The 22,324-nt window shown below is 45.2% G+C and carries 19 protein-coding genes and 3 riboswitches; of the genes, 15 read left to right on the top strand and 4 right to left on the bottom strand.

Annotated features, from left to right (window positions below):
- Positions 1-28: 28 nt before the first annotated feature.
- On the bottom strand, positions 29-1,444 hold the full coding sequence (locus ACK1LH_RS17995; protein WP_411335121.1) for an amino acid permease: 1,416 nt from the start codon (positions 1,442-1,444) through the stop codon (positions 29-31).
- A 116-nt stretch (positions 1,445-1,560) separates the two neighbouring features.
- Positions 1,561-1,738: riboswitch (Lysine riboswitch) on the bottom strand.
- A gap of 222 nt (positions 1,739-1,960) precedes the next feature.
- Here ACK1LH_RS17995 and ACK1LH_RS17990 point away from each other — a divergent pair.
- Both ACK1LH_RS17990 and ACK1LH_RS17985 read left to right on the top strand, forming a co-directional pair.
- On the top strand, positions 1,961-2,137 hold the full coding sequence (locus ACK1LH_RS17990) for a twin-arginine translocase TatA/TatE family subunit (RefSeq protein WP_029284291.1): 177 nt from the start codon (positions 1,961-1,963) through the stop codon (positions 2,135-2,137).
- Positions 2,138-2,269: 132 nt separating this feature from the next.
- Positions 2,270-4,063, top strand: a complete 1,794-nt coding sequence (locus ACK1LH_RS17985; protein ID WP_411333816.1) for a M3 family oligoendopeptidase — start codon at positions 2,270-2,272, stop codon at positions 4,061-4,063.
- A 57-nt stretch (positions 4,064-4,120) separates the two neighbouring features.
- Here ACK1LH_RS17985 and ACK1LH_RS17980 read toward each other — a convergent pair whose 3' ends face one another.
- Complete coding sequence (locus tag ACK1LH_RS17980) at positions 4,121-4,855, bottom strand: alpha/beta fold hydrolase (RefSeq protein WP_029284287.1); 735 nt, start codon at positions 4,853-4,855, stop codon at positions 4,121-4,123.
- Between the two features lie 116 nt (positions 4,856-4,971).
- Positions 4,972-5,115, top strand: a riboswitch (cyclic di-AMP (ydaO/yuaA leader).
- A 161-nt stretch (positions 5,116-5,276) separates the two neighbouring features.
- On the opposite strand from ACK1LH_RS17980, the gene ACK1LH_RS17975 reads away from it, so the two are divergent.
- The 8 genes from ACK1LH_RS17975 to ACK1LH_RS17940 all read left to right on the top strand — a co-directional run bounded on the left by ACK1LH_RS17975 (position 5,277) and on the right by ACK1LH_RS17940 (position 14,897).
- A complete protein-coding gene (locus tag ACK1LH_RS17975; protein ID WP_029284285.1) occupies positions 5,277-6,524 on the top strand; it encodes a dicarboxylate/amino acid:cation symporter in 1,248 nt (415 codons plus the stop codon).
- Between the two features lie 115 nt (positions 6,525-6,639).
- Entirely contained in the window at positions 6,640-7,998 is a 1,359-nt protein-coding gene (locus ACK1LH_RS17970) for a sensor histidine kinase (protein ID WP_411333814.1), read from the top strand.
- On the top strand, positions 7,995-8,672 hold the full coding sequence (locus ACK1LH_RS17965) for a response regulator transcription factor (RefSeq protein ID WP_203288784.1): 678 nt from the start codon (positions 7,995-7,997) through the stop codon (positions 8,670-8,672). The genes ACK1LH_RS17970 and ACK1LH_RS17965 overlap by 4 nt, the downstream gene beginning before the upstream one ends.
- A 63-nt stretch (positions 8,673-8,735) precedes the next feature.
- The gene (locus ACK1LH_RS17960; RefSeq protein ID WP_029566682.1) at positions 8,736-9,062 is read left to right on the top strand and encodes a metal-sensitive transcriptional regulator; all 327 of its coding nucleotides are present in this window, start codon (positions 8,736-8,738) and stop codon (positions 9,060-9,062) included.
- A 20-nt stretch (positions 9,063-9,082) separates the two neighbouring features.
- Positions 9,083-9,289 (top strand): copper chaperone CopZ, encoded by a 207-nt coding sequence (gene copZ, locus ACK1LH_RS17955; RefSeq protein WP_029284277.1) that lies wholly within the window; start codon positions 9,083-9,085, stop codon positions 9,287-9,289.
- 228 nt (positions 9,290-9,517) lie between these two features.
- Positions 9,518-11,935, top strand: coding sequence for a heavy metal translocating P-type ATPase (locus ACK1LH_RS17950; RefSeq protein WP_411333811.1), 2,418 nt, complete (start codon positions 9,518-9,520; stop codon positions 11,933-11,935).
- Positions 11,936-12,662: 727 nt separating this feature from the next.
- Positions 12,663-12,803: riboswitch (cyclic di-AMP (ydaO/yuaA leader) on the top strand.
- A gap of 102 nt (positions 12,804-12,905) precedes the next feature.
- Complete coding sequence (locus tag ACK1LH_RS17945) at positions 12,906-13,562, top strand: potassium channel family protein (RefSeq protein ID WP_029284270.1); 657 nt, start codon at positions 12,906-12,908, stop codon at positions 13,560-13,562.
- Positions 13,563-13,580: 18 nt separating this feature from the next.
- The gene (locus ACK1LH_RS17940) at positions 13,581-14,897 is read left to right on the top strand and encodes a TrkH family potassium uptake protein (protein ID WP_029284268.1); all 1,317 of its coding nucleotides are present in this window, start codon (positions 13,581-13,583) and stop codon (positions 14,895-14,897) included.
- A gap of 29 nt (positions 14,898-14,926) precedes the next feature.
- Here the strand turns inward: ACK1LH_RS17940 and ACK1LH_RS17935 are convergent, their stop codons facing one another.
- On the bottom strand, positions 14,927-15,652 hold the full coding sequence (locus ACK1LH_RS17935; RefSeq protein ID WP_029284266.1) for a ZIP family metal transporter: 726 nt from the start codon (positions 15,650-15,652) through the stop codon (positions 14,927-14,929).
- Between the two features lie 179 nt (positions 15,653-15,831).
- Between ACK1LH_RS17935 and ACK1LH_RS17930 the strand changes: the two genes are divergently transcribed.
- Positions 15,832-17,424: an acyl-CoA dehydrogenase family protein gene (locus ACK1LH_RS17930; protein ID WP_411335120.1), complete on the top strand. Its 1,593-nt coding sequence runs from the start codon at positions 15,832-15,834 to the stop codon at positions 17,422-17,424.
- Between the two features lie 82 nt (positions 17,425-17,506).
- Here the strand turns inward: ACK1LH_RS17930 and ACK1LH_RS17925 are convergent, their stop codons facing one another.
- The gene (locus ACK1LH_RS17925) at positions 17,507-18,505 is read right to left on the bottom strand and encodes an ABC transporter substrate-binding protein (protein ID WP_282034645.1); all 999 of its coding nucleotides are present in this window, start codon (positions 18,503-18,505) and stop codon (positions 17,507-17,509) included.
- A gap of 178 nt (positions 18,506-18,683) precedes the next feature.
- Between ACK1LH_RS17925 and ACK1LH_RS17920 the strand changes: the two genes are divergently transcribed.
- From ACK1LH_RS17920 to ACK1LH_RS17905, 4 genes are read left to right on the top strand one after another with little or no spacing between them, the layout of a single operon-like run.
- On the top strand, positions 18,684-19,685 hold the full coding sequence (locus ACK1LH_RS17920; protein WP_029284260.1) for a FecCD family ABC transporter permease: 1,002 nt from the start codon (positions 18,684-18,686) through the stop codon (positions 19,683-19,685).
- Positions 19,682-20,737 (top strand): FecCD family ABC transporter permease, encoded by a 1,056-nt coding sequence (locus tag ACK1LH_RS17915; protein WP_411333810.1) that lies wholly within the window; start codon positions 19,682-19,684, stop codon positions 20,735-20,737. The genes ACK1LH_RS17920 and ACK1LH_RS17915 overlap by 4 nt, the downstream gene beginning before the upstream one ends.
- 34 nt (positions 20,738-20,771) lie before the next feature.
- Positions 20,772-21,584: an ABC transporter ATP-binding protein gene (locus ACK1LH_RS17910; RefSeq protein ID WP_029284257.1), complete on the top strand. Its 813-nt coding sequence runs from the start codon at positions 20,772-20,774 to the stop codon at positions 21,582-21,584.
- Complete coding sequence (locus ACK1LH_RS17905) at positions 21,581-22,324, top strand: IucA/IucC family C-terminal-domain containing protein (protein WP_411333809.1); 744 nt, start codon at positions 21,581-21,583, stop codon at positions 22,322-22,324. The genes ACK1LH_RS17910 and ACK1LH_RS17905 overlap by 4 nt, the downstream gene beginning before the upstream one ends.

Genomic DNA, 22,324 nt, shown 5'->3' with positions numbered 1-22,324 from the left:
GGCTGCATAATGGATGCAGCCCTTTTGGTTAAGCAGAGGCAGATTCTTCTTTTTTCATGTACTTTACAAGGAAAGGATAGATCACAAAGCCTGCAAGGAAAAGGCCTACGCCCAGAGCAAATGTTTTAAGGTCCGCTGTTCCGGTGACGATCACCCAGACAGAGTACAAGCAGGCAATGAACGCGATGATCCCGTCTTTTACACGTGAACCCTTTACCAGATCATACGTTTCTCCTTTAGCGATCAGCTTCAGGAAGAAGATGGAGGAGACAAGGTACGGGAAAAGATAAGCAAGTGTAGCTGACGTTGTCAGGAACGTATATGCTTCGCTGATGGTCCCTGAAATCGTTGAAAAAATAAAGATCTGCGACATTAAATTCGTTATCAGCAGGGCATTTTTAGGACTGCCTTTTTTATTGGTCTTTGCAAAGAATGCCGGGAAGATGCCTGACTTCGCAGCCTGATACGGCACTTCAGAAGAAAGCAGAATCCAGCCGATGGTGGAACCGAACAGGGACACAACGGCGAGCAGAGCCATTGCATTCGCTCCTGCATCTCCTAAAATAACGGAGAGCACATCGACGAACGGTTTGTCGGAGGTCTGCAGCTGGTCATGCGGAAGAACAGCCATGGTTATAAGTGTGATAATCAAATAGATGAAAACGGCAATGATTAAGCCGGTAATAGTTGCTTTTTTCACATCTCTCTGTGAGGATGCGCGTCCTGATAATATCACGGCAGATTCTACTCCGACAAACGCCCATAAAGTTGAGATCGCGGCGAATTGAATTTGACTTGTCAGTCCGAGGGTACTGCCGCTGTCTGTTTCAACCGGGAAATAAAATTCGCCGAACGCGGCAGTTTCAAGTGCAAATAATCCGGCAATGATAAACAGCATAAATCCAATGACTTTAGAAGCGGTAGCAGCAAAATTAAGCTTCCCTGCACCTGTCATGTTTGTGACAAGAATGGAATGAGTGCCCCAAAGCAGAATGGTACAGACAGCAAACGTTACTGCTCTCCCAAGCTGAACGTCCTGTGAGCCTATTGTAAAAAGAACAGATTTGTCCGACATAATCGGGAAAAAGGAAGATAAGTAGCCGGCAAAGCTGGTGATAATGGCAACATTGCTGATCCAGTTCGCGACCCAGTAGCCCCAGACCATACTGAAGCCTGCGACATTTCCTTTCTTAGGAGAATCAAAAAGGGCTTTCGCATAGCTTTGAGGACCTGCCGTCAAATCGGGTCTGCGGATAGAAAGATTGCCGAAAACAAGAGCAATCATCAGAACGCCGAATCCAGTGACAAGCCAGGCGCTCGTTACACCGAGAGGACTTGCCGTTTGTGCAAGTGTGCTCGGAAGCATGAAAATACCCGAACCGACCATATTTCCTACAACAAAGGCTGTTAACAGCCAGAAACCCCATTTTTTCTGTTTCAAAATGTGAAACCTCCTATGGAACACATACCTTATGATCAGTCTGTGTCATTCTTAATAAAAACAAACAAAAAGACGCACGGAAAAGTCCGTGCGCCACAGTACGCAAAAACTCACGATCATCTCCAGATAGCACTCCGCAGAAAAATCTGCGGCAGTCCGGCACCTGTTTAATGCCGTCCCAGCGTATAACAGTGTGGCTGTTATACACTTCGGCGCGAAGGCCTTTCGTCATGCGTTCATCAGCCCCACCGGCCTCATGCATGCTACTCTTCCAATCGCGCAACCTCTACCTCACTGAGATGTCGTGAGGATTTTTTAATGTTATTTTAATAGAATTAATTTAGCAGGGAGAAATAAGTTTGTCAACGAGATATACCATATAGCAATAATTGCATGATATCTTGAAATAATTGTCACCAAAACTTCACTTTGCATTGTACACAGGAATCTACTATAATTTACAAAGATAGCGTTTTCTTTCTATTTTTATGAAAATATGACATGGAAGAAGGTTACATGATGAACTTGGGATTCGGCGAAATCATGTTGATTGTGTTTGTGGCACTCCTGCTTTTCGGACCGAAAAAACTTCCGGAGCTGGGCAAAGCTGCAGGCAAAACACTGAGAGAATTCAAAAATGCAACAAAAGGTTTAATGGATGACGATGAGGTAAAATCAGATAAATCGGTGAAGTAACTAAAAACAGCCTGCAGGCTGTTTTTTTTGTATTTGAAAAGAGTAAGAATTATACAAAAATTCAAGCCGATGTTATATAATAGACCTGTCAGTTTATTTAGTGCAGCGAAATACTTAATGGGGGGTAAACTTATGAAAGCCGCTACATATGCAGAAACATGGAATTTGGATGTATTTTTTGAAGGAGGCAGCAAGTCTGAAAGTTTTAAGCGTCACTTAGAAGAGCTTGAAAAGGACGTTCCATTATTTCAGGCAGAGGCAGATCAGCTGGTTGTGCCAAGCTCAAAAGAGGATCACGTTTACCTTAATGAAATCCTTGACTCATTCCAGGGGATTGCTAAAAGAATTAGACAGGCGGGTGCTTTTGTTGGCTGCCTGCAGGCTCAGGATACAGAGGACAAACACGCTGCTGTTCTGAGAGGGAAAGTAACGCAGCTCAGCTCCCACTTTCAGAATGCACTCGCAAGCCTTGATCAAAAGCTTGTAAAAGTGGAGGATGGAGTCTGGGAAGAGCTTATTTTGACGGAAAGTCTTGCTGACCTTAGCTATGTGCTTACTGAACGCAGAAACAAAGCGAAGAATAAACTGCCGATGGAGCAGGAAACGCTGATTAATGCTCTTTCTGTTGATGGATATCATGCGTGGGGACAATTTTATGACACGCTCGTCTCAACAGTGAAAATTCCATTTAGAGAAGATGGAGAAATAAAAGAACTTTCAGTTGGCCAGGCAGCCAATAAATTCTCAAGCGGGGATCGTGAAGTCCGCAAGGCTGTATTTGAAGAGTGGGAAAAAGCATGGGGAAGCAAAGCGGATTTATTTGCACAGACGCTGAATCATCTTGCGGGCTTCAGGCTGAATGTCTACGAAAAGCGCGGCTGGAACGATGTGCTCAGCGAGCCGCTTGAAATCAACCGGATGAAGCGGGAAACGCTTGATGTGATGTGGAAGGTTATTTCTGAAAACAAGCAGTCTCTAGTGAAGTATTTAAAAAGAAAAGCAGAGCTTCTTGGGGTGGAAAAACTCAGCTGGTATGATCTTGATGCGCCGATCGGCGGCAAAGAGTCGAAGGTTTCCTACCAGGAGGGAGCAGAGTTTATTCTTGATCAGTTCTCAAACTTCGGGGAGGAGCTTACCTCTTTTACGAAAAAAGCCTTTGAAGACCGCTGGATTGAAGCTGAAGACAGACAGGGAAAGGCGCCGGGCGGATTTTGCACAAGCTTTCCGGAAAGCGATCAGTCCCGCATTTTTATGACGTTCTCAGGGACGCCTTCTAACATTGCAACTCTTGCCCATGAGCTTGGTCATGCGTTTCACCAGCATGCAATGGCAGGCGTTCATCCGCTGAACCGCAGCTATGCGATGAATGTGGCGGAAACGGCTTCGACTTTTGCCGAGATGATTGTGGCGGATGCTTCAGTGAAAAAAGCAAAAACGGAAGAAGAGCGCCTTGTTCTGCTTGAAGATAAAGTTCAGCGCAGTGTGGCGCTTCTGATGAACATACATGGCCGCTTTATTTTCGAAAATGCGTTCTATGAAGAGCGTAAAAAAGGAATGGTGAGTGCCGAGAGAATCAGCGAGCTGATGGAAGACGCTCAGAAAGAAGCCTATTGTGATTCATTAGGCGAGTATCACCCGCACTTCTGGGCATCAAAGCTCCACTTTCATATTACGGGCGTTCCATTCTATAACTTCCCGTATACATTCGGTTACTTGTTCTCGCTTGGAATCTATGCAAAAGCGCTTGAGGAAGGAGCTGCTTTTGAGCAGAAATACATTGCCTTGCTTAAAGATACAGGCTCGATGCAGGTTGAAGATCTTGCCATGAAGCATCTTGGCGCTGATCTGACAAAAGAGGATTTCTGGAAAGACGCAGTGGCTCTTATAGTTCAGGATGCAGAGGAGTTTCTTGAGGCAGTAAAATAATTATAAGATACTGCACCCTTAAGCTATTTGAAGGGGTGCAGTTTTTTTGTTTAAAACTTATTGATTCATGATGATCCATCTGTCGATTGTATTAACAATAAGGTCCTGCTGAATATAAACGTTGATGTCCGCTTCATTATCGCCTTTTTGATTGCCGTAAATGCCGAACTGCGCATGATTTCCGCCTTTAATTTGATAGAAAAATGTATCCTCTGAAAGCAGGTGTTTTTTCTCCCTGATATCATCAAGAGTGGCCAAACCGTCTTTCTCTCCGTAAATTGTCAAAATCGGAAAATCAGTCCCGGAAAAATCACTGGAATCTGTGGGATAGGCAGCCATAAGGAACAGTCCTTTTATTGTATCCTGGTGGTCATAGGCATAGATCGATGCTGAAGCTCCCCCAAGTGAGTGCCCTCCCAGATACCATTTTGTGATTTCCGGATTGTCTTTAATTACATTCCCGGCTTTATTGATGCCGGCAATCGCCAGGTTAAAAGGCATTTTGACAATCGCCGCTGTATATCCCCGCTGAGCAAGCTGCTCGGCAAGATAGGCGTAAGCTTCAGGCTCGACCTTTGCTCCGGGATAAAAAATAATGCCCGTATTTGTCTTCTGATTCACCGGTTCAAAAAGCAAATAGCCGTCTGCTGTGTTTTCCTTTTGAATATTGGTCGAGTTGTAAAGGTCTTCAGTTGCTTTATATGTCTGCTGTGACCATATGAAAAAGCCTGCAAACGCAAGTACAAGTACTGCCACGGCTATCAGAAAAAAATTTTTGATCCATCTTTTCATGGGAAAACTCCTTAATTTATCGCGATTTCTGCTAAATTTTATGCTTAAATCCAACTAAAGGCAAATTTTGATGTTTGCCAAAAGACAAACTATTATTTAGAATAGTAGTATAACTTAATAAATATACGCTTAATCCTTAACAGGAGCGGGGGACCCGAGTAAGTGCGCATGCACTGGGGGTGAATCCTTGTAGTTTTGAGGTAGGACAGCTCTTCGTCCGAATCCGACAGCTAACCTCGCTTGCGCTGGAGAGACTCAACTGTGAAAAGTCATAATTATTCAAATTGACGAATGCAAACCATGGGTTCCTCCTGTGGTTTTTTTGTATTTTTTAAAAAACTCTCACAATCATGTTTCTCCATCCCGTTAAACTGGGAATAAATAACTAGCTTTTTATTATTCTATTTTACGGAGGTTGTCTATGAAACTAGCAACGAAAATCATCATTGGTCTCATTCTGGGTGCAATTGTAGGATTAATCCTCAATATTACCGCCCCGGATTTATTTAAGCAGCTGGATACATTCCTGTTTACGCCGCTTGGAAAAATCTTCTTGAACTTAATTAACATGCTTGTTGTGCCGATTGTCTTCTTCTCTATTACTCTTGGGGTAGCCGGGCTCGGTGATCCGAAGAAGCTTGGGAGAATCGGTGTTAAAACTGTAACATTCTTTCTTGGAACAACCGCACTCGCCATTGTCATCGGACTGGTTCTTGCCCTTACGATTCAGCCGGGGAACTTCGGGGAATTTGATACATCTTCTGCAGAGTACGAAGCGAAGGAAGCCCCTTCTGTAGCGGAAACACTGCTGAACATGATTCCAACAAACCCTGTTAAGGCTTTTGCTGACGGCAATATGCTTCAGATTATCGTTTTCTCAATCTTTGTAGGTCTTGGTATTACATTCCTTGGTAAAAAGGCAAGTGCTTTGCTGAGATTTGTTGAGCAGGGCAATGACTTAATGATGTACCTTGTCAATCTTGTAATGAAATTCGCTCCATACGGCACATTTGGTTTAATCGCAGCGGCAGTCGGCAGCCAGGGACTCGATGCTCTGAAGGCAATGGGTCTCTACATGGGAGTCGTTATTCTTGCCCTTGTGATTCATGCCGTTGTCACATATGGATCGGCCATCTTCTTCCTTGCAAAACAAAGTCCGGTGGCATTTTTCAAAAACTTCTCGCCGGCAATGGCAGTTGCCTTCAGTACGTCAAGCAGTAATGCAACACTTCCTGTATCTATGGAAACAGCCCAAAAACGCCTGAAAGTTCCTGAGCCGATCTCAAGCTTCGTTCAACCGCTTGGCGCAACAATCAACATGGATGGAACAGCAATCATGCAAGGTGTAGCGACAATCTTTATTGCGCAGGTTTACGGTATCGACCTTACAATCACTCAAATGATTACGGTCGTTCTGACAGCTGTTCTTGCATCAATCGGTACTGCCGGTGTGCCGGGAGTAGGACTAATCCTGCTTGCCATGGTACTGAACTCTGTCGGTCTTCCAGTAGCGGGTATCGCCTTGATCATCGGTATTGACCGTCTTCTTGATATGGCGCGTACAGCCGTTAACATCACTGGAGATGCAGCATGTGCTGTTATTGTTGCTGAAACGGAAAAGAAACATGGAGAATATAAGATTCCTGAAATTGATGAGAAAATGGTTTAATACAGAAAGCGGCCTTTGGGGCCGCTTTTTGTGTATGCTTTTTTAGCCCGCTTGCACAAATTATGCACATTTTTCTGGTATGGTAAAAGAAATAAGAATAATAAGGGGATTCACCGTGAACAAGCTTGCCATTAAAATTGGATTATTGTTTTTTATCATTATCTTAATAGTAGAGACCTGTCTTTTTCTCTTTTTATACAGAAATCTTGTAAATACACGTGTAGAAGAAGAGCTGACTGCCCTGCAAATCAGGGGGGACAGCCATCGTGATGTCCTTGAGAAACACGGGGATGAAACAACAATGGAGCATGTGGTTCTCATGGAATCTGAGGCTGATACGGACGTTTTGCTGACAGCAGCGGATAAAACCGTTCTCTATGGATCTGCTGATCTCAATTCTGATATGGAAAAGGCATTAATGGAACCTTCGGCATCGGGGGAAGACTGGAAAAACAGTCCTTATATATGGACGGCAAGCCCCGTCCGCGACGGGGAAAAGGTAAAAGGATATGTCTATATGTTTAAAGGGACAGATTCCATCCAATCCATGATCTCAAGGCTGAACGACCATTTCCTTTTTATCGGCACTGTTTCTGTGCTGCTGACGATTATAGCCGTTTTCTTTTTATCAAGAATTGTGACAAAGCCCATGCTCAAGATGAAAGAGGCAACGGAGCGGTTAAGTGCAGGGGATTTTACGGTTAAGCTGCAAATGCACAGAAACGATGAGCTTGGCGAGCTTGGTGCCTCCATTCAAAAGCTGGCAAGTGATCTTGAGCACCTGAAACAGGAAAGAAACGAATTTTTGGCAAGCATTGCTCATGAATTGCGTACCCCCCTCACGTATATTAAGGGATATGCTGATGTGGCAAAAAGACCGGAGCTTCCTCCTGCTGAGCGATCGAACTATTTGACAATATTAAGCGAGCAAACATCCAGCCTGTCAAGATTAGTGGAGGATCTGTTCGAACTGGCAAGAATGGATCAGCTGTCCTTTCACATTGAAAAAGAGAAAACGGAGATACGGTCATTCCTCCGAAAAACAGTTGAACAGGTTCAGGCCGTTCTGGCAGACAAAAAAATGGAGGTTGTAGAGGACTTTCCGGAAGATAAGGTCTATCTTTTTATTGACCTGGCAAGGTTTGAGCAAGTTACTTTGAATATTTTAGACAACGCCATCCGCTATTCGGAGGAGAATTCAGCCATTACAGTCAAAGTCCGGGAAGAGCATCATTCCGTGAAGATTGCCTTTTCTGATGAGGGGATCGGGATACCTGAGAAAGACCTGCCGCATGTCTTTGACAGGCTCTACAGAGTAGACAAGTCGAGGTCGCGCCACAGCGGAGGGACAGGTCTTGGTTTGGCCATCGTAAAAGAAATTGTGGAGGCTGCGGGAGGCACAGTCCGTGCAGAGAGCAGTCTTGGAAAAGGAACTTCTATTATCATTGAGTTTCAAAAGGAGTCAAAAGCATGAAAAAAATACTTTTGATAGATGATGAACAGCTGATGCTTAATCTGCTGGAGCTTTATCTTGTGCCTGCAGGCTATTCCTGCGTGAAAAGCACCGACGGCAATGAAGCGGCAGACTTGATCGCAAGTGAAAACCCTGCTCTGGTGATTTTAGATATCATGATGCCGGATAAAAGCGGTTTTGAGATCTGCAGGGAGATCAGGCTGTTTTCAGATATTCCGATTATTATGGTCACCGCCCGGGATCATAAGGCGGATATTGTAAAAGGACTCAGGGCCGGTGCGGATGACTATCTGACGAAACCGTTTGATGAATCCGAATTGCTTGCAAGAATTGAAGCCATTCTAAGAAGAACGCGAAACAACCCTGCAATTGAATTCAGGGGATTAAAGTGGGATGAAAATAAGCAGGAAGCTGTTTACCGAGAGAAAACAATTCCTTTTACCCCAAAAGAATTTCGACTGGCCGGTCTTTTTCTGCAAAACCGGAACAGGGTGTTTGACCGGGACCACCTGATTACGGCAGTATGGGGATATGAGGCAGATACAGACGGCAGAACGGTCGATTCTCACGTGAGACATATCCGGGACAAACTTAGAAAAACAGGCTTTCCGGTTGAAGAACACCTTCAAACGGTATGGGGTGCAGGCTACAAGTGGACAGACGAAAAAAAATAGGCGGTTTTTTCCTTTACATAGGGTAGGGGGGTATGGTAAATTTAAATCAAGGAGGTGCATGACATGGTTGATCACGCAAATGAACCTGAAAGCTGTCATGTTCCAGGAACAGACCGAAAGAGCCATCATTCGGAAACAACTAAAAAGAATTTAGTGACACGGCTGAACAGAATAGAAGGCCAGATTCGGGGAGTAAAAGGGCTGATTGATAAGGATACCTATTGTGATGATGTTCTGACTCAAATAGCTGCTGTACAATCTGCCCTGAATTCCGTCAGCAAAATTCTTCTTGAAGGCCACATGAAAAGCTGTCTGGTCGAACGCATCCAGGATGGTGATCTTGAAGTCATCGATGAAGTACTTGTAACTGTTAAACGTCTAATGAAATAAAACAAAAGGGGAGATACAATATGGAAAACGCAACATTGAATGTACAGGGAATGTCATGCAACCATTGTGTGAAAGCAGTAGAAGGCGGCGTGGGTGAACTAAACGGTGTCACATCAGTAAAAGTCAATCTTAACGAAGGCACAGTAGCTGTCGAGTACAACCCGGAAAAAGTGAACCTGGCTGCCATCAAAGAAGCTATTGATGATCAGGGGTATGAGGTGGAATAAAACGAAAAGCGGAATCGCCTTGGTCAGCTCCGAAGGGCAGAAAAGGATCCGCCGGAAAAAGCCGGGTTTGCTTTTTTTGGCGGAGCCGTTCTGGCCGAGGAGTTAGGCGATGGAGCTGGACAATGAGAAAAGCGCAATCGCTTTATTTTAACCAGAGAAACCGTGCTAAACCGCACGTTTTCTTTTTTAGAAATATATACCCCTATGTGGTATATGGAGGGACTCTAAATGAGCAATCTCAAAGAAACCAATTTTCAAATAACCGGAATGACGTGTGCAGCCTGTTCAAACAGAATTGAAAGAGGCCTGAATAAGATTGAGGGAGTTGAGCAGGCAACAGTGAACCTCGCTCTCGAGAAAGCTTCCGTCACATTCGATCAGGGAAAAACGAACAGCGCAGCCATTCATCAAAAGGTAGAGGATCTGGGATACGGAGTCAGTCTTGAAAAAGCTGAATTCAGTATTAGCGGAATGACGTGTGCAGCTTGTTCGGCAAGAATTGAAAAAGGACTGAACAAGCTCGAAGGCGTATCAAAAGCAACCGTTAACTTAGCTCTTGAAACAGGTTCGGTTGAATACAGCCCTTCTGTTATTACACCTCAGGATATGATCAAGCGGATTGAAAAACTGGGGTATGGAGCAAGTGTCAAAGCAGAGAAGGGCCATGAAGATACAGCAGACCGCAAGCAAAAAGAGATTGGGAAGCAGCAGAGAAAATTTATATTATCGGCCATCCTTTCAATTCCCCTGCTCTGGTCAATGGTCGGTCATTTCTCCTTCACCTCATGGATGTATGTGCCGGAACTGTTTATGAATCCCTGGTTTCAGCTGATTCTCGCAACTCCGGTTCAATTTATAATTGGAGGCCAGTTTTACATTGGCGCCTACAAAGCACTTAAAAATAAGAGTGCCAACATGGACGTTCTTGTTGCACTTGGAACATCAGCTGCCTATTTCTACAGTCTCTATTTGACAATAGAGTCCATCGGGCATGCCGGTCATATGCCGGAGCTGTATTTTGAAACGAGTGCTGTGCTGATTACCCTGATTCTGCTCGGAAAGCTGTTTGAGGTTAAAGCAAAAGGAAGATCGTCAGAAGCCATAAAAAAACTGATGGGACTTCAGGCAAAAACAGCAAGGGTGATCAGGAACGGCACCGAACTTGAGGTGCCTCTTGAAGAAGTTGCAGCAGGAGACACCGTGTTAATTAAACCGGGAGAAAAAGTGCCGGTTGATGGTGAAATTATAGAGGGGATCTCAGCATTTGATGAATCCATGCTGACAGGTGAAAGCATTCCTGCCGATAAATCACCTGGTGATCAAGTCTATGGAGCAACCATTAATAAAAATGGCTTCGTTAAGGTGAAAGCAACGAAAGTCGGCAAGGATTCAGCGCTTGCACAAATCATTAAAGTGGTTGAGCAGGCACAAACGTCAAAAGCGCCGATTCAGCGTCTCGCTGATCAAATTTCAGGCATATTCGTTCCGATCGTTGTCGGGATTGCCGTTCTAACGTTCCTGATTTGGATCTTATGGGTTGACCAGGGAAACTTTGCAGGAGCGCTTGAAAAAATGATTGCGGTGCTTGTCATCGCATGTCCATGTGCACTGGGCCTTGCTACGCCTACCTCCATCATGGCAGGTTCCGGGCGCGCTGCTGAAGCGGGTATTCTTTTTAAAGGCGGAGAACACCTGGAGACGGCACACCTTGTGGATACGGTTGTTTTAGATAAAACCGGTACTGTGACAAAAGGGGAACCGGAATTAACGGATGTGATTCTCTATGGTGACCGTGATGAAGAGACTGTCCTGAAGCTGGTCGCTGCAGCAGAAAATCAGTCTGAGCATCCTCTCGCCCAGGCCATTGTCGCCGGAGCAAGAGAGAAAGGCGTCGAGCTCGCAGAAGCAAGCAAGTTTGAAGCTGTACCTGGCTTTGGTATTAAAGCTGAGGCAGCAGGCCATGAAGTGCTGATTGGCACCATACGCCTTATGGATAAATACGGAGTTGACGCGCAAGCAGCTCTTTCAGAAAAAGAACGCCTGGAAGCTGACGGGAAAACGGCTATGCTTGCAGCAATTGACGGAGAACTGGCGGGCTTGATCGCTGTAGCGGATACGATTAAAGAGACATCTAAAGCAGCGGTTGAACGCTTAAAGCAGATGGGACTCGACGTCATCATGATGACCGGCGACAACGAACGGACAGCGCAGGCAATCGCAAAAGCTGCGGGCATTGAGCATGTCATTGCTGAAGTGCTTCCTGAAGGAAAAGCAGAAGAAGTGATAAACCTTCAGAAGGCCGGGAAAAAAGTGGCGATGGTTGGGGACGGCATTAACGATGCTCCCGCCCTTGCTGCTGCAGACACAGGCATGGCAATCGGCACAGGAACGGACATCGCCATGGAAGCGGCAGATATTACGCTGATGAGAGGCGATTTAAACAGCATTGCGGATGCCATCTACATGAGCAAGCTGACCATCCGCAACATTAAGCAGAACCTCTTTTGGGCTTTTGGGTATAATACGCTTGGCATTCCAGTGGCAGCGGCAGGGCTGCTTGCACCATGGCTTGCCGGAGCAGCCATGGCCTTCAGTTCCGTATCAGTCGTACTGAATGCCTTGAGATTGCAGCGTGCAAAATTATAAAGAGATCGAAACCAGGTCTGCTGCGGCGGCCTGGTTTTTTTGATGCAGTGATTGCCTGCTGTAAATGATGGGGATCCGGCTCTGAATTGACCTCGGATTGTTAGATGCTTGTTTTGGATTGTTAGACCCGGTATTTCGCTTATTAGCAAGGCAGTTTGGACTGTTAGACTCTGACTTTGGATCGTTAGCCGGACTGGAGCCCTCTGAGATGACCTCTTTTTCTAGCGGAACGCTGAACTCGGTCACAAGGTTTCTAGAAAAGAGGTATTCTGGCCTTTTATTCGCTGTATGATTGTTGATTTTACGGAGATTTGGTTCTAAAACTGAGCTGGATCGTTAGCCAGGCAGAAGCCCTCTTTAGATGCCTTCTTTTTCTAGGGAAAACGAAGTTATACTGTGGGAACCGCCTGCAGAGAGAGTTGGATGTAAAATGGATGAAGTTGGCAGTGAAAGTTCAAAAGTCGGTAGATAAAACACGGGAGTCGGCAGAAAAAAGGCAAAAGTCGGCGGTAACGAGTCATGTCCCTCCTGCGGTTCAGATATCAGCATCAAAGTTCACTAGTACAATATCCGAGAAACCCTAAAATTTACAGCCAGAGTCAGCAAAACACATATGTAAGCGCTTAACCAAACGATTTACACGTAAAATTAAAGCTTTTTGCCCGAATATGCCTCTTTACTGTCCATTCCAACAGGAGTAAGATACTCTCATAACTCACATTCATATGTTCTTAAATCGCTGAATCCATTAGGAGCGGGGGACCCAAATTTGCTGCAGACTGCAGCTCGGGGTGAATCCTTTACAGGTAGGGCTACTCTCATGGCCCGAATCCGACAGCTAACTTCGCAAGCGTTCTTGAGAGAGGATAAATGAAACATATTGCAGTCTGAAAAAACAGGCGCAGTGGTTCATGGAACCTCTGTGTCTTTTTTGTGTGCAAAATTAATGGATTGAAAGAAGGAAAATCAGGTGAGAAAGCAGTTTGCGGTTTTTGGGCTTGGACGTTTCGGAGGAAGTCTTGTAAAGGAATTTCATGAAATGGGAATTGAAGTGCTGGCAGTTGATAAAGATGATGAAAAGGTGCAGTACTATTCTCAATATGCCACTCTTGCTGTGCAGGCAAATGCGATTGATGAAGCAACACTAAAGCAGCTGGGGGTCCGGAATGTGGATCATGCCTTTGTTTCTTTTGGAGATGATATTGAAGGGAGCATCCTGACTACTCTGCTTTTGAAAGAAATGAAGATTCCGCAGGTCTGGGCAAAAGCCCAAAATGACTATCATCATAAAGTTTTAGACAAAATAGGAGCAGACAAAGTGATTCATCCCGAGCGCGATATGGCAAAGCGGATCGCGCATTATATCTTTTCTGAAAAAATGGTTGATTACATTGAACTTTCAAAGGATTACAGTATGGCGGAGCTTTTGGCGACCTCCAAAATCCACAGGAAAACGCTTATTGATCTGGATATCAGATCAAGATACGGCTGCAACATTGTAGGGATTCAGCGGGAGGAAGAAATCATTGTTTCCCCGCCTGCAGAAGAATTCATTAAAAGCGGTGATATTCTGCTTGTCATCGGACGCAATAAAGACATTTCAAGGTTTGAGGAGGAGGGGATGTAGGTGTTCAGCAGAAAAAGAATGCAGAGGTTAACACGATTAAATCCTTCTCAGCTGCTTGTCGTCGTTTTTGCAGCCGGCATTGTGCTTGGAACGGTTCTTCTGAAATTGCCATTCGCTACGCATGAGTCTGTCAGATGGCTTGACGCCCTATTTATTGCAGCATCTGCCATGACGGTTACAGGTCTTGCTACGGTTGATCCGGGAAGCACATTTACTACATTCGGGCAGACCATTATCGCTCTCCTTATTCAGCTTGGCGGACTTGGTATTATGTCTTTTGCCATCCTGATTTATATGGTCCTTGGCAGGAAGATTGGGATAAAAGAACGTCTTGTGATGCAGCATGCGCTTAACCAAACATCTCTTGGCGGAGTGGTCAATCTTGTCAAACACTTGTTTTTGTTTTCCATCTTGATTGAATTTGTTGCCATGGTCTTTTTATCAATCCGCTGGGTTCCAGAATTTGGCTGGTCCAAAGGTCTTTTCTACAGCTTTTTTCACTCCATATCAGCTTTTAATAATGCCGGATTTGCCCTGTGGCCGGATAATATTATCCGCTATGTAAATGATCCTTTGGTCAATATCGTTATTTCCTCCCTGTTTATCATCGGGGGGATTGGGTTTACCGTACTCCTGGATATATGGAAAAAACGGAAGTTCAGCAAATTTTCTCTTCATACAAGAATCATGCTGATCGGCACGCTCGTTTTAAATGTGTTTGCCATGTTTTTTATCTTCTTCGTGGAGTACAGCAATCCGGAAACACTCGGGAATCTGTCTTCAGGAAGCAAGCTGCTTGCCTCCTATTTCCAGGCGGTTTCTCCGAGAACAGCAGGTTTTAACACACTCGATATGGCGAGCCTTGATGAAGCGACTCTTTTTCTGATGATCATTCTCATGTTTATCGGGGGCGGCAGTGCATCGACTGCGGGCGGGATTAAATTGACGACAGCGATCATTATTGTCTTTGCGACCATTACCTTCCTGCGCGGAAAAGAAGATTTGACAATCGGGAGAAGAAGCATCCATCCGAGGTTTATTCTTAAGGCGCTGGCTATTGCGATGGTAAGCTTGATGTTTGTACTGACAGCAATCTTTATTATGACCCTGTCAGAAAAAGCCTCATTTATAGAAATCCTCTTTGAAGTCGTTTCCGCCTTTGGAACGGTTGGGTTATCGATGGGGATCACCGGCAGCCTGTCGGATCTTGGGAAAGAAGTAATCATCATCATTATGTTTATTGGAAAAGTTGGGCCTCTTACACTTCTGTTCTCATTGGCGAAACCAAAGAAAGAAAAAATCAAATATCCAAATGAAGACATTTTAACAGGATGAGAAAAGGGCTCCGCAAAAGCGGGGCCCTTTTACAAGTTAGATAAGATTAATGAAGCCAGTACACCAATGGAAGCAATAAAGCCTACTACCGGGCCGCCCTCTTCAAACGCTTCAGGCATCATGGTCGAAGCAACCATAGCGATAATTCCCCCTGCGGCAAAGGCGCCTATTCCTGCTATGACGGCAGGGCCTGCCTGCTGAAGGAGCGTATATCCAAGAAACGAACTTAAAGAGGACAGCACAAGAACGATGAGCCACATGAGAAGGATTTTCTTTTTTGAATACCCGTCCTTGCGCAGTCCCACAGAGCTTGAAAGTCCCTCCGGGAAATTGCTGATAAAAACAGCTGTGACCATCAGGAAACTGACGGCATTTTCCTGAAGCAGGCTGACTCCGATGATGACGGACTCGGGTATGGCATCGATGACCGTGCCGATAAAAATCGAGACTCCCGAATGATTCTCGGGATTTTTGTCTGAGCGTTTTCGGTCGCTGCCCCCTTTTTTCGTAATCAGCAGTTCACTGATGGTAAAGGTCAGCGAACCAATGATAAATCCCGCTGATGCGGTCATCAAGCCGCCATCATCTACAGATTCCCTCAAAAGTTCAAAGGAAGCTGCCCCTATTAAAACACCTGTACCAAACGACATTATCCACCCAAGAATTCTCCTTGGGATTTCCTTATAAATGCCAAGCAATGCGCCCAGCAAAATAGAGGAACCAGCAAAAGCTCCCCAAAGTGCTGCCTGAAGCATTTGTCTGACTCCCTCCTGCCCCGAATTTTCTATCTATAGCTTTCCAAAGATTGTTAAAAGAATACGAAGAAACATATGTAAAAGATTTGAATTTTCAGTAAAATAAGAAGTGAACGCATTTACTGAAACGGGGTGCACAATCATTGGAAGCAAATCTGCTGTTTAACTTGAAAAAGTATATGGATCATGAACTGTATGAATATACAATTACCCGTCTTTCTTCTTTTTATAAACGCTGCTACGGGGAATTTGACAGGCGTGCCGCACACACAGACAGGGAGGGACAGCCGAAGCTGATCCGCTATGATAAATACGGAAACGATGCGTCTGAAATATGGCTGAATGAGGGCTATAAAAAGACGATTGAAGAAACGTACGGGACCGGAATTGTCGGGTACTTGCATAAGCCGGTGCCTGAGCTTGGCAGAAAAGTAACCTATCATTACTCGTATGCTCTCGGATATGTGCTGTCACAGGTGGAATCAGGTTTTTACTGTCCGGTCACACTGACGATGGCGACGGCTTACCTTGTCGATGAATACGCAGATGATGAAGTAAAAGCAAGGTTCTTGCCTCATCTTATTTCAACAGGCGACACAGAGCTGTATGAAGGAGCGACTTTTTTAACAGAACGGCAGGGAGGCTCAGATGTAGGAGCTAATGAGACTAAGGCAGTGAAAACAAATGACGGGTACAGGCTTTATGGGGAAAAGTATTTTGCAAGCAATGCCGGTGCCTGCGGGGCTGCCGCTGTATTGGCAAGAATGGAGGGTGCCCCTCAGGGAACGAAAGGGCTGTCTCTCTTTCTTGTACCTTGGAGAAAAGACGACGGAACGCTGAATCACCTGTCAGTCAGGCGTTTAAAGGACAAGCTCGGTGTCCGTGCTGTCCCTTCTGCTGAAGTTGAACTGACGGGCGCACAAGCTTACTTGATTGGAGATCCTTCTAAAGGGTTTTACTATATGATGGAAGCGCTTAATTTATCAAGAATCTGCAACGCGATTGCATCCGCAGGCATTATGAGAAGAGCTTATGTAGAAGCAAAGTCCTACGCCGATAAACGTGAAGCATTCGGCAAGAAGCTAACAGAGTCCCCGATGATTAAAGAAACACTTGTCAAAATGGCCGTCAAGCAGGAGGTTCAGACAAGTGCCTGCTTTGAAATGATCGAGCTGTTTGAAAAATCGGCAAGAGAAAAAACTGCAACAGAAGAGGAGAAAGCCCTGACAAGGCTGTTTATCGCCTTGTTAAAGGCAAGAACGGCTGAAGAAGCGATTCACTTTTCGCATGAAGCCATAGAAATGCACGGCGGAAACGGGTATATAGAGGATTTTGTCACTCCAAGGCTGCTGAGAGATTCGCAGGTGCTGACGGTATGGGAGGGGACAGCCAATATATTGGGGCATGAGGTTCTTCGGCTGATCAGAAAGTTTTCCGTTCATGAATCGTTTACCGGATGGATTCTTTCCCATTCTGCAAACAGTCCTGAAGTCATGAAGGGAGTGAAGGAACTCGGGGAGCTCCTCTCTTATTTGAAAAATCAGGATGAAGACGCCTGGCAGCTGCATGCAAAAAAACTGTCCTCACTCATGTGTGATCTTTTGCTTACGGTCATTGCCAAGAAGGATGCAGAGTCCGGAGACGCGAGGAAAAGTGCTGTTGCAGAAATCTGGAATGATCTTTGCTGGAACCGCTCAGTTAAAGATGAAAAGATGCTTGCACTGAAATATTATGAGTTGATTACTGAAACGAGAGAATCTGTCATTCAATAGAAGAAACGAAAAAACGTCCACCGAATGGGAGGACGTTTTTTCGTTTAAAAGGGTCTATTTAAAGATAAGTGGGAGACAATGATTAGTTTTCGAGAACCAGCTTTTCAATATCATCAAGAACAAGATTCGCTGATTTTACTCCGCCTGATGTATTCCAGATTGCATCGCTCACCTGGTAAGCTTTGCCCTCCTTAACAGCATTCAGGTTTTTCCAAAGAGGATCATTTGTCCATTCTTCTACCTGTTTGTCTGCATCGGCTTTTGATTCAGCCGGGTTATATGTGAAGTAGAAGAGAAGATCTCCGTCCATTTCAGGAATTAATTCCTTTGTTACCTCACGTGCGAACAGGTCCTTTGGGTTATCAGAGAATACTTTTTCAAGGTTTGCAGGTTTTGTGAATCCAAGCTGCTCAAGAATGACTCCTGAGAATGAGTCTTTATTGTAAATGCGGGTAGCGCCAGCCATGAAACGGACGACAGATACGTCCTGATTCAGCTTTTCTCCGCCTTTTTCTTTCAGTTCAGCAATGCGTGCATTGTAGTCGGCAAGAACTTTTTTGCCTTCTTCCTCGCGGTCAAGAGCTTTTGCGTAGAATTTGAAGTTTTCCTGCCATTGTCCTTTCAGCGTTTCTGAAAAAACAGTCGGTGCGATTTTGCTTAGTTTTTCATACTGATCTTCCTGGCGCAGCTTGTTTCCGATAATTAAATCAGGCTTAAGCGCTGCGATTGCTTCTACATTAAGAGCACTTTCGTCTCCTACTACTTCAACGTCTTTCATGTCACCGGCAATATGCTCATACCAAGGGTCGCCAATCCATGATTTAACGGCTCCCACTGGAGTTACTCCAAGTGCAAGCAATGCTTCAGTTCCTTCATTTGTAAGGATGACCACTTTTTCAGGCTTGCCCTTTACTTCTGTCGTGCCCATTGCGTGTTCAACTGTATAAGATTCGCCTTCTTTATCTTTGCTGCCGGTATCGGCTGCCTCTTCTTTTTCGCCATTGCCGCATGCTGTAAGCATTACTGCAGATAAAACGATTGCAATCAGTGCCAGCCATGCTTTTTGATATGTAGCTTGCATATGTTTCGTACCCCCGTATTGTATTTGATAATGATTTTCATTTACAAGTTAAATATTAATTTTTCTGATTTCCGTTGTCAACATTTAATTGAAAATGATTTTCAAAATCATTTGATTTTGTTACAATAACGGTAGAAAAAAATAATCCTGGGATGGTTTAACATCAAGAGGTATAAATATGTTATTACAATCTAATTTAATGAAATCGGGAGGACTTGTTCTTGGAGTCATCCTTCTTATTGCAAGTGCATGTGCCAGTGTTGTGCTCGGTTATACACAAACTTCCTGGCAGACCGCGATTGCTGCTTTTACAGGCTTTGATGGATCAAATGAACATATTATTATTCAGAATGTGCGCCTTCCGAGAGCCTTGGTTGCTGCGGTTGTTGGAGCAAGTCTTGCTGTTGCAGGGGCACTTATGCAGGCCCTTACAAAAAATCCGCTCGCATCTCCAGGCGTTTTCGGGATCAATGCAGGAGCTGGCTTTTTTGTAGTCATTGCCGTGTCCGTATTCGGCGTGACGTCTCTCCAGGCATTCACATGGATTTCGTTTGCCGGAGCTGCAGCTGCAGCGTTTACAGTCTACTTTGCAGGCTCCTTCGGGCGTGAAGGTCTTACTCCGATGAAGCTCACACTTGCGGGTGCTGCAATGGCCGCCTTGTTTTCTTCTTTAACTCAAGGATTTCTTGTCAGCAATGAGGCTGCCCTTGATCAGGTGCTGTTCTGGCTTGCGGGTTCTGTTCAGGGAAGGAAGCTCGAGCTGCTCTACAGTGTGCTGCCTTATACAGCCGCCGCTTTTTTCATCTGTGTTTTTCTTGCGTCTAAAATCAACCTTCTCATGATGGGGGAAGATGTGGCGAAAGGTCTCGGACAGAAGACAGGGACGGTTAAACTGGTCACAGCTGCTGTTATTATACTGCTTGCAGGCGGTGCAGTGGCCATTGCAGGACCTGTTGGATTTGTCGGAATCGTTATCCCTCATATAGCGCGTTATTTGGTTGGAAATGATCACCGCTGGATCTTGCCGTATTGCGCTGTACTTGGTGCAGTCCTGCTGCTGATAGCGGATATAGGAGCCAGATTTGCAGCGATGCCTGAAGAGGTTCCGGTTGGAGTGATGACGGCTCTTGTCGGAACGCCGTTTTTCATCTACATCGCACGCAGGGGGTTCCAAAAATGAAAAGCTACCAATCTTTCAGAATCGGCAAAGGATTTATCTCGTTTCTTATTGATAAGAAGGCACTAGCTGTTTTTTTAATCCTTCTTGCCGTTACGTCTTTTACGTTTTTGTTCAGCACGGGTATGGGGGATATGCGGATTGGACCGCTGCAGGTGCTGAAGACGCTTGCCGGATTCGGCACAGAAATGGATGAGCTCATCATAAACTCGTTCAGGCTGCCGCGGATTCTAATTGCGCTGATGGTCGGCATATCTCTCGCCATAGCAGGGGGAATTCTGCAGGGCATTATCCGCAATCCGCTCGCATCCCCTGATATTATCGGGATTACAGGCGGAGCATCTGTCGCGATAGTCCTTTTCCTGGTGCTTTTCAGTGATAAAAACAATTCACTGACAGTTCCAATTCAGTGGATGCCTGTCGCTGCTTTTATCGGGGCAACCGTTATTGCTTTGCTTGTTTATCTTTTATCCTGGAGAGGCGGTTCATCCTCGATTAGACTGGTTCTGGTCGGAATTGGCCTTTCAATGCTTGCTCAGTCACTTACAACCCTGCTGCTGATCAAAGGTCCGATATACAGGGCAGCGCAGGCTAATATATGGATTACCGGGACGGTGTACTCTGCAACATGGGAACAGGTGAAAGTGATGGTGCCTGTTACCATAGTGCTTGTGATCATCAGCTTTATTTTTGTCCGGAACGTCAACATTCAGGAGCTTGGGGATGAGCTTGCAGCCGGTGTCGGCAGCTCAGTGCAGAAAAACCGGTTCATTCTTCTGCTGATTGCAACAGCACTTACAGGAAGCGCAGTGGCATTTGCCGGAGGCATTGGTTTTGTGGGGCTGATCGCGCCGCATATTGCAAGAAGGCTTGTCGGATCTTCCTTTGGAGCACTCCTTCCTGTATCAGCTCTGATAGGTGCTGTTCTTGTAATGGCAGCAGATCTCATCGGAAGAACACTGTTCGCCCCTCTTGAAATTCCTGCAGGCGTTTTTACCGCAGCAATCGGGGCTCCGTACTTTATTTATCTGCTTTACAGAAGCAGAAACAATTAAACCCATTCTTATGCGAAAGGGAGCTGAGGCTACTATGACAGCTATTCAAACGAAGTCGCTCACATTATCATACGGGGATACAACGATCATCAATGAACTTGACCTCACGATTCCAAAAGGAGAAATCTCCGTCTTTATCGGCAGCAATGGCTGCGGAAAATCGACTCTTCTCCGTTCCATTGCGAGACTGCTCAAACCTGAAAAAGGGGCTGTTCTTCTTGAGGGAGAGGCGATTGCAAAGCTTCCTACAAAAGAAGTGGCCAAAAAGCTTGCCATTTTGCCTCAGGGTCCGGCTGCTCCTGAAGGTCTGACGGTTCTTCAGCTTGTGAAGCAGGGACGCTATCCTTATCAGAACTGGCTGAAACAGTGGACAGAGAAGGATGAGAAAGCCGTGATGGATGCACTTGCATCTACGGGAATGCTGGAATTTGCCGAACGTCCGGTTGATTCTCTTTCAGGCGGCCAGCGTCAGCGCGCCTGGATTGCGATGACTCTTGCTCAGGACACAGACATTATTCTGCTCGATGAGCCTACGACCTATCTTGATATGACCCACCAGATTGAGATCCTTGATCTGCTGTTTGAGCTGAATGAAAAAGAAAAAAGAACGATTGTCATGGTGCTTCATGACCTCAATCTCGCCTGCCGCTACGCCCATCATATCGTGGCGATAAAAGATAAGAAAATCTATGCAGAAGGCCGCCCGGAGCACGTGATTAACTGCAATCTTGTTAAGGATGTTTTCCAGATGAACTGCGAAGTCACAATGGATCCGCTTTTTGGCACACCGCTTTGCATTCCACACGGTAGAGGACGATGCATCATTAAAGAGGCTGCTATTTCATGACGGTTTTTCTGAGTGAAAAGGAGATTCAGGACCTGTCCAGGTTTCGGCTCGGGTCAAGTAGAAGCGGATCGGATCTGTCTGTTGAATCAGCCGGTTTATTTGAACCTGCAGCTCTCCTTGCTTATTTAGATGCAGTTAAGCATAAAATCCATTCTGACAGATTAAATGTGACAGGGTCCCTGTTTGTGAAAAGATATGCCTTTCTTGCAGCACTTACGCTTTACTCAATGACCGTCTTTGAGAAAGGTCTGAATACAGATCCCGAAAATATGAGCCTGGAATCTGATGATGAAGACCCGTTGTGGCTGCCTTCTTTTTATTTCCGGAAGCTTGAGTGCTCCGTACCGGGAGAAAAGAGGGAGGAGTGGAGGGACGAAGTTCTCCGCAGCCTTTTCAAAAACCATCTGAGCAGGCTTGTCCTGACTGTATCAAAAGAAGCAAAGATTTCTAAAATGATTCTTTGGGAAAACATCGGCCTTTATATTGTCTGGATGTATGAAACCCTCCTTGCAAACAAACCTGAGTGTGTTACGATAGAACAAATACAGGAAGATTATGAGTATGTGGTAAGGAAGGCGGACGGCTCTCTGTTTGGCGAAGGATTGAGAAACCCGTTTCAATCGTTATTTAGAGAACAGCATTCAGATGGAGCGAGAATCAGACAGACCTGCTGCCTGTATTATTTAACATCTGAAAAGAGAGACCGGTGCAGCACATGCCCGAAACATTGCCTTACATAA

The organism is Metabacillus indicus (genome assembly GCF_046603695.1).
GTDB lineage: Bacteria > Bacillota > Bacilli > Bacillales > Bacillaceae > Bacillus_P > Bacillus_P indicus.
The sequence above is the reverse complement of the archived record's forward strand: the minus strand, read 5'-3'. Positions and strand labels throughout refer to the sequence as shown.

What these genes read in the sequence shown, in the direction of transcription:
- copZ (WP_029284277.1), top strand. Translation starts at nt 9,083, where the DNA reads ATGGAAAACGCAACATTGAATGTACAGGGAATGTCATGCAACCATTGT.
- ACK1LH_RS17990 (WP_029284291.1), top strand. Translation starts at nt 1,961, where the DNA reads ATGAACTTGGGATTCGGCGAAATCATGTTGATTGTGTTTGTGGCACTC.
- ACK1LH_RS17905 (WP_411333809.1), top strand. Translation starts at nt 21,581, where the DNA reads ATGACGGTTTTTCTGAGTGAAAAGGAGATTCAGGACCTGTCCAGGTTT.
- ACK1LH_RS17935 (WP_029284266.1), bottom strand. Translation starts at nt 15,652, where the DNA reads ATGCTTCAGGCAGCACTTTGGGGAGCTTTTGCTGGTTCCTCTATTTTG.
- ACK1LH_RS17980 (WP_029284287.1), bottom strand. Translation starts at nt 4,855, where the DNA reads ATGAAAAGATGGATCAAAAATTTTTTTCTGATAGCCGTGGCAGTACTT.
- ACK1LH_RS17965 (WP_203288784.1), top strand. Translation starts at nt 7,995, where the DNA reads ATGAAAAAAATACTTTTGATAGATGATGAACAGCTGATGCTTAATCTG.
- ACK1LH_RS17930 (WP_411335120.1), top strand. Translation starts at nt 15,832, where the DNA reads ATGGATCATGAACTGTATGAATATACAATTACCCGTCTTTCTTCTTTT.
- ACK1LH_RS17925 (WP_282034645.1), bottom strand. Translation starts at nt 18,505, where the DNA reads ATGCAAGCTACATATCAAAAAGCATGGCTGGCACTGATTGCAATCGTT.
- ACK1LH_RS17960 (WP_029566682.1), top strand. Translation starts at nt 8,736, where the DNA reads ATGGTTGATCACGCAAATGAACCTGAAAGCTGTCATGTTCCAGGAACA.
- ACK1LH_RS17915 (WP_411333810.1), top strand. Translation starts at nt 19,682, where the DNA reads ATGAAAAGCTACCAATCTTTCAGAATCGGCAAAGGATTTATCTCGTTT.
- ACK1LH_RS17985 (WP_411333816.1), top strand. Translation starts at nt 2,270, where the DNA reads ATGAAAGCCGCTACATATGCAGAAACATGGAATTTGGATGTATTTTTT.
- ACK1LH_RS17950 (WP_411333811.1), top strand. Translation starts at nt 9,518, where the DNA reads ATGAGCAATCTCAAAGAAACCAATTTTCAAATAACCGGAATGACGTGT.
- ACK1LH_RS17910 (WP_029284257.1), top strand. Translation starts at nt 20,772, where the DNA reads ATGACAGCTATTCAAACGAAGTCGCTCACATTATCATACGGGGATACA.
- ACK1LH_RS17920 (WP_029284260.1), top strand. Translation starts at nt 18,684, where the DNA reads ATGTTATTACAATCTAATTTAATGAAATCGGGAGGACTTGTTCTTGGA.
- ACK1LH_RS17975 (WP_029284285.1), top strand. Translation starts at nt 5,277, where the DNA reads ATGAAACTAGCAACGAAAATCATCATTGGTCTCATTCTGGGTGCAATT.
- ACK1LH_RS17940 (WP_029284268.1), top strand. Translation starts at nt 13,581, where the DNA reads ATGCAGAGGTTAACACGATTAAATCCTTCTCAGCTGCTTGTCGTCGTT.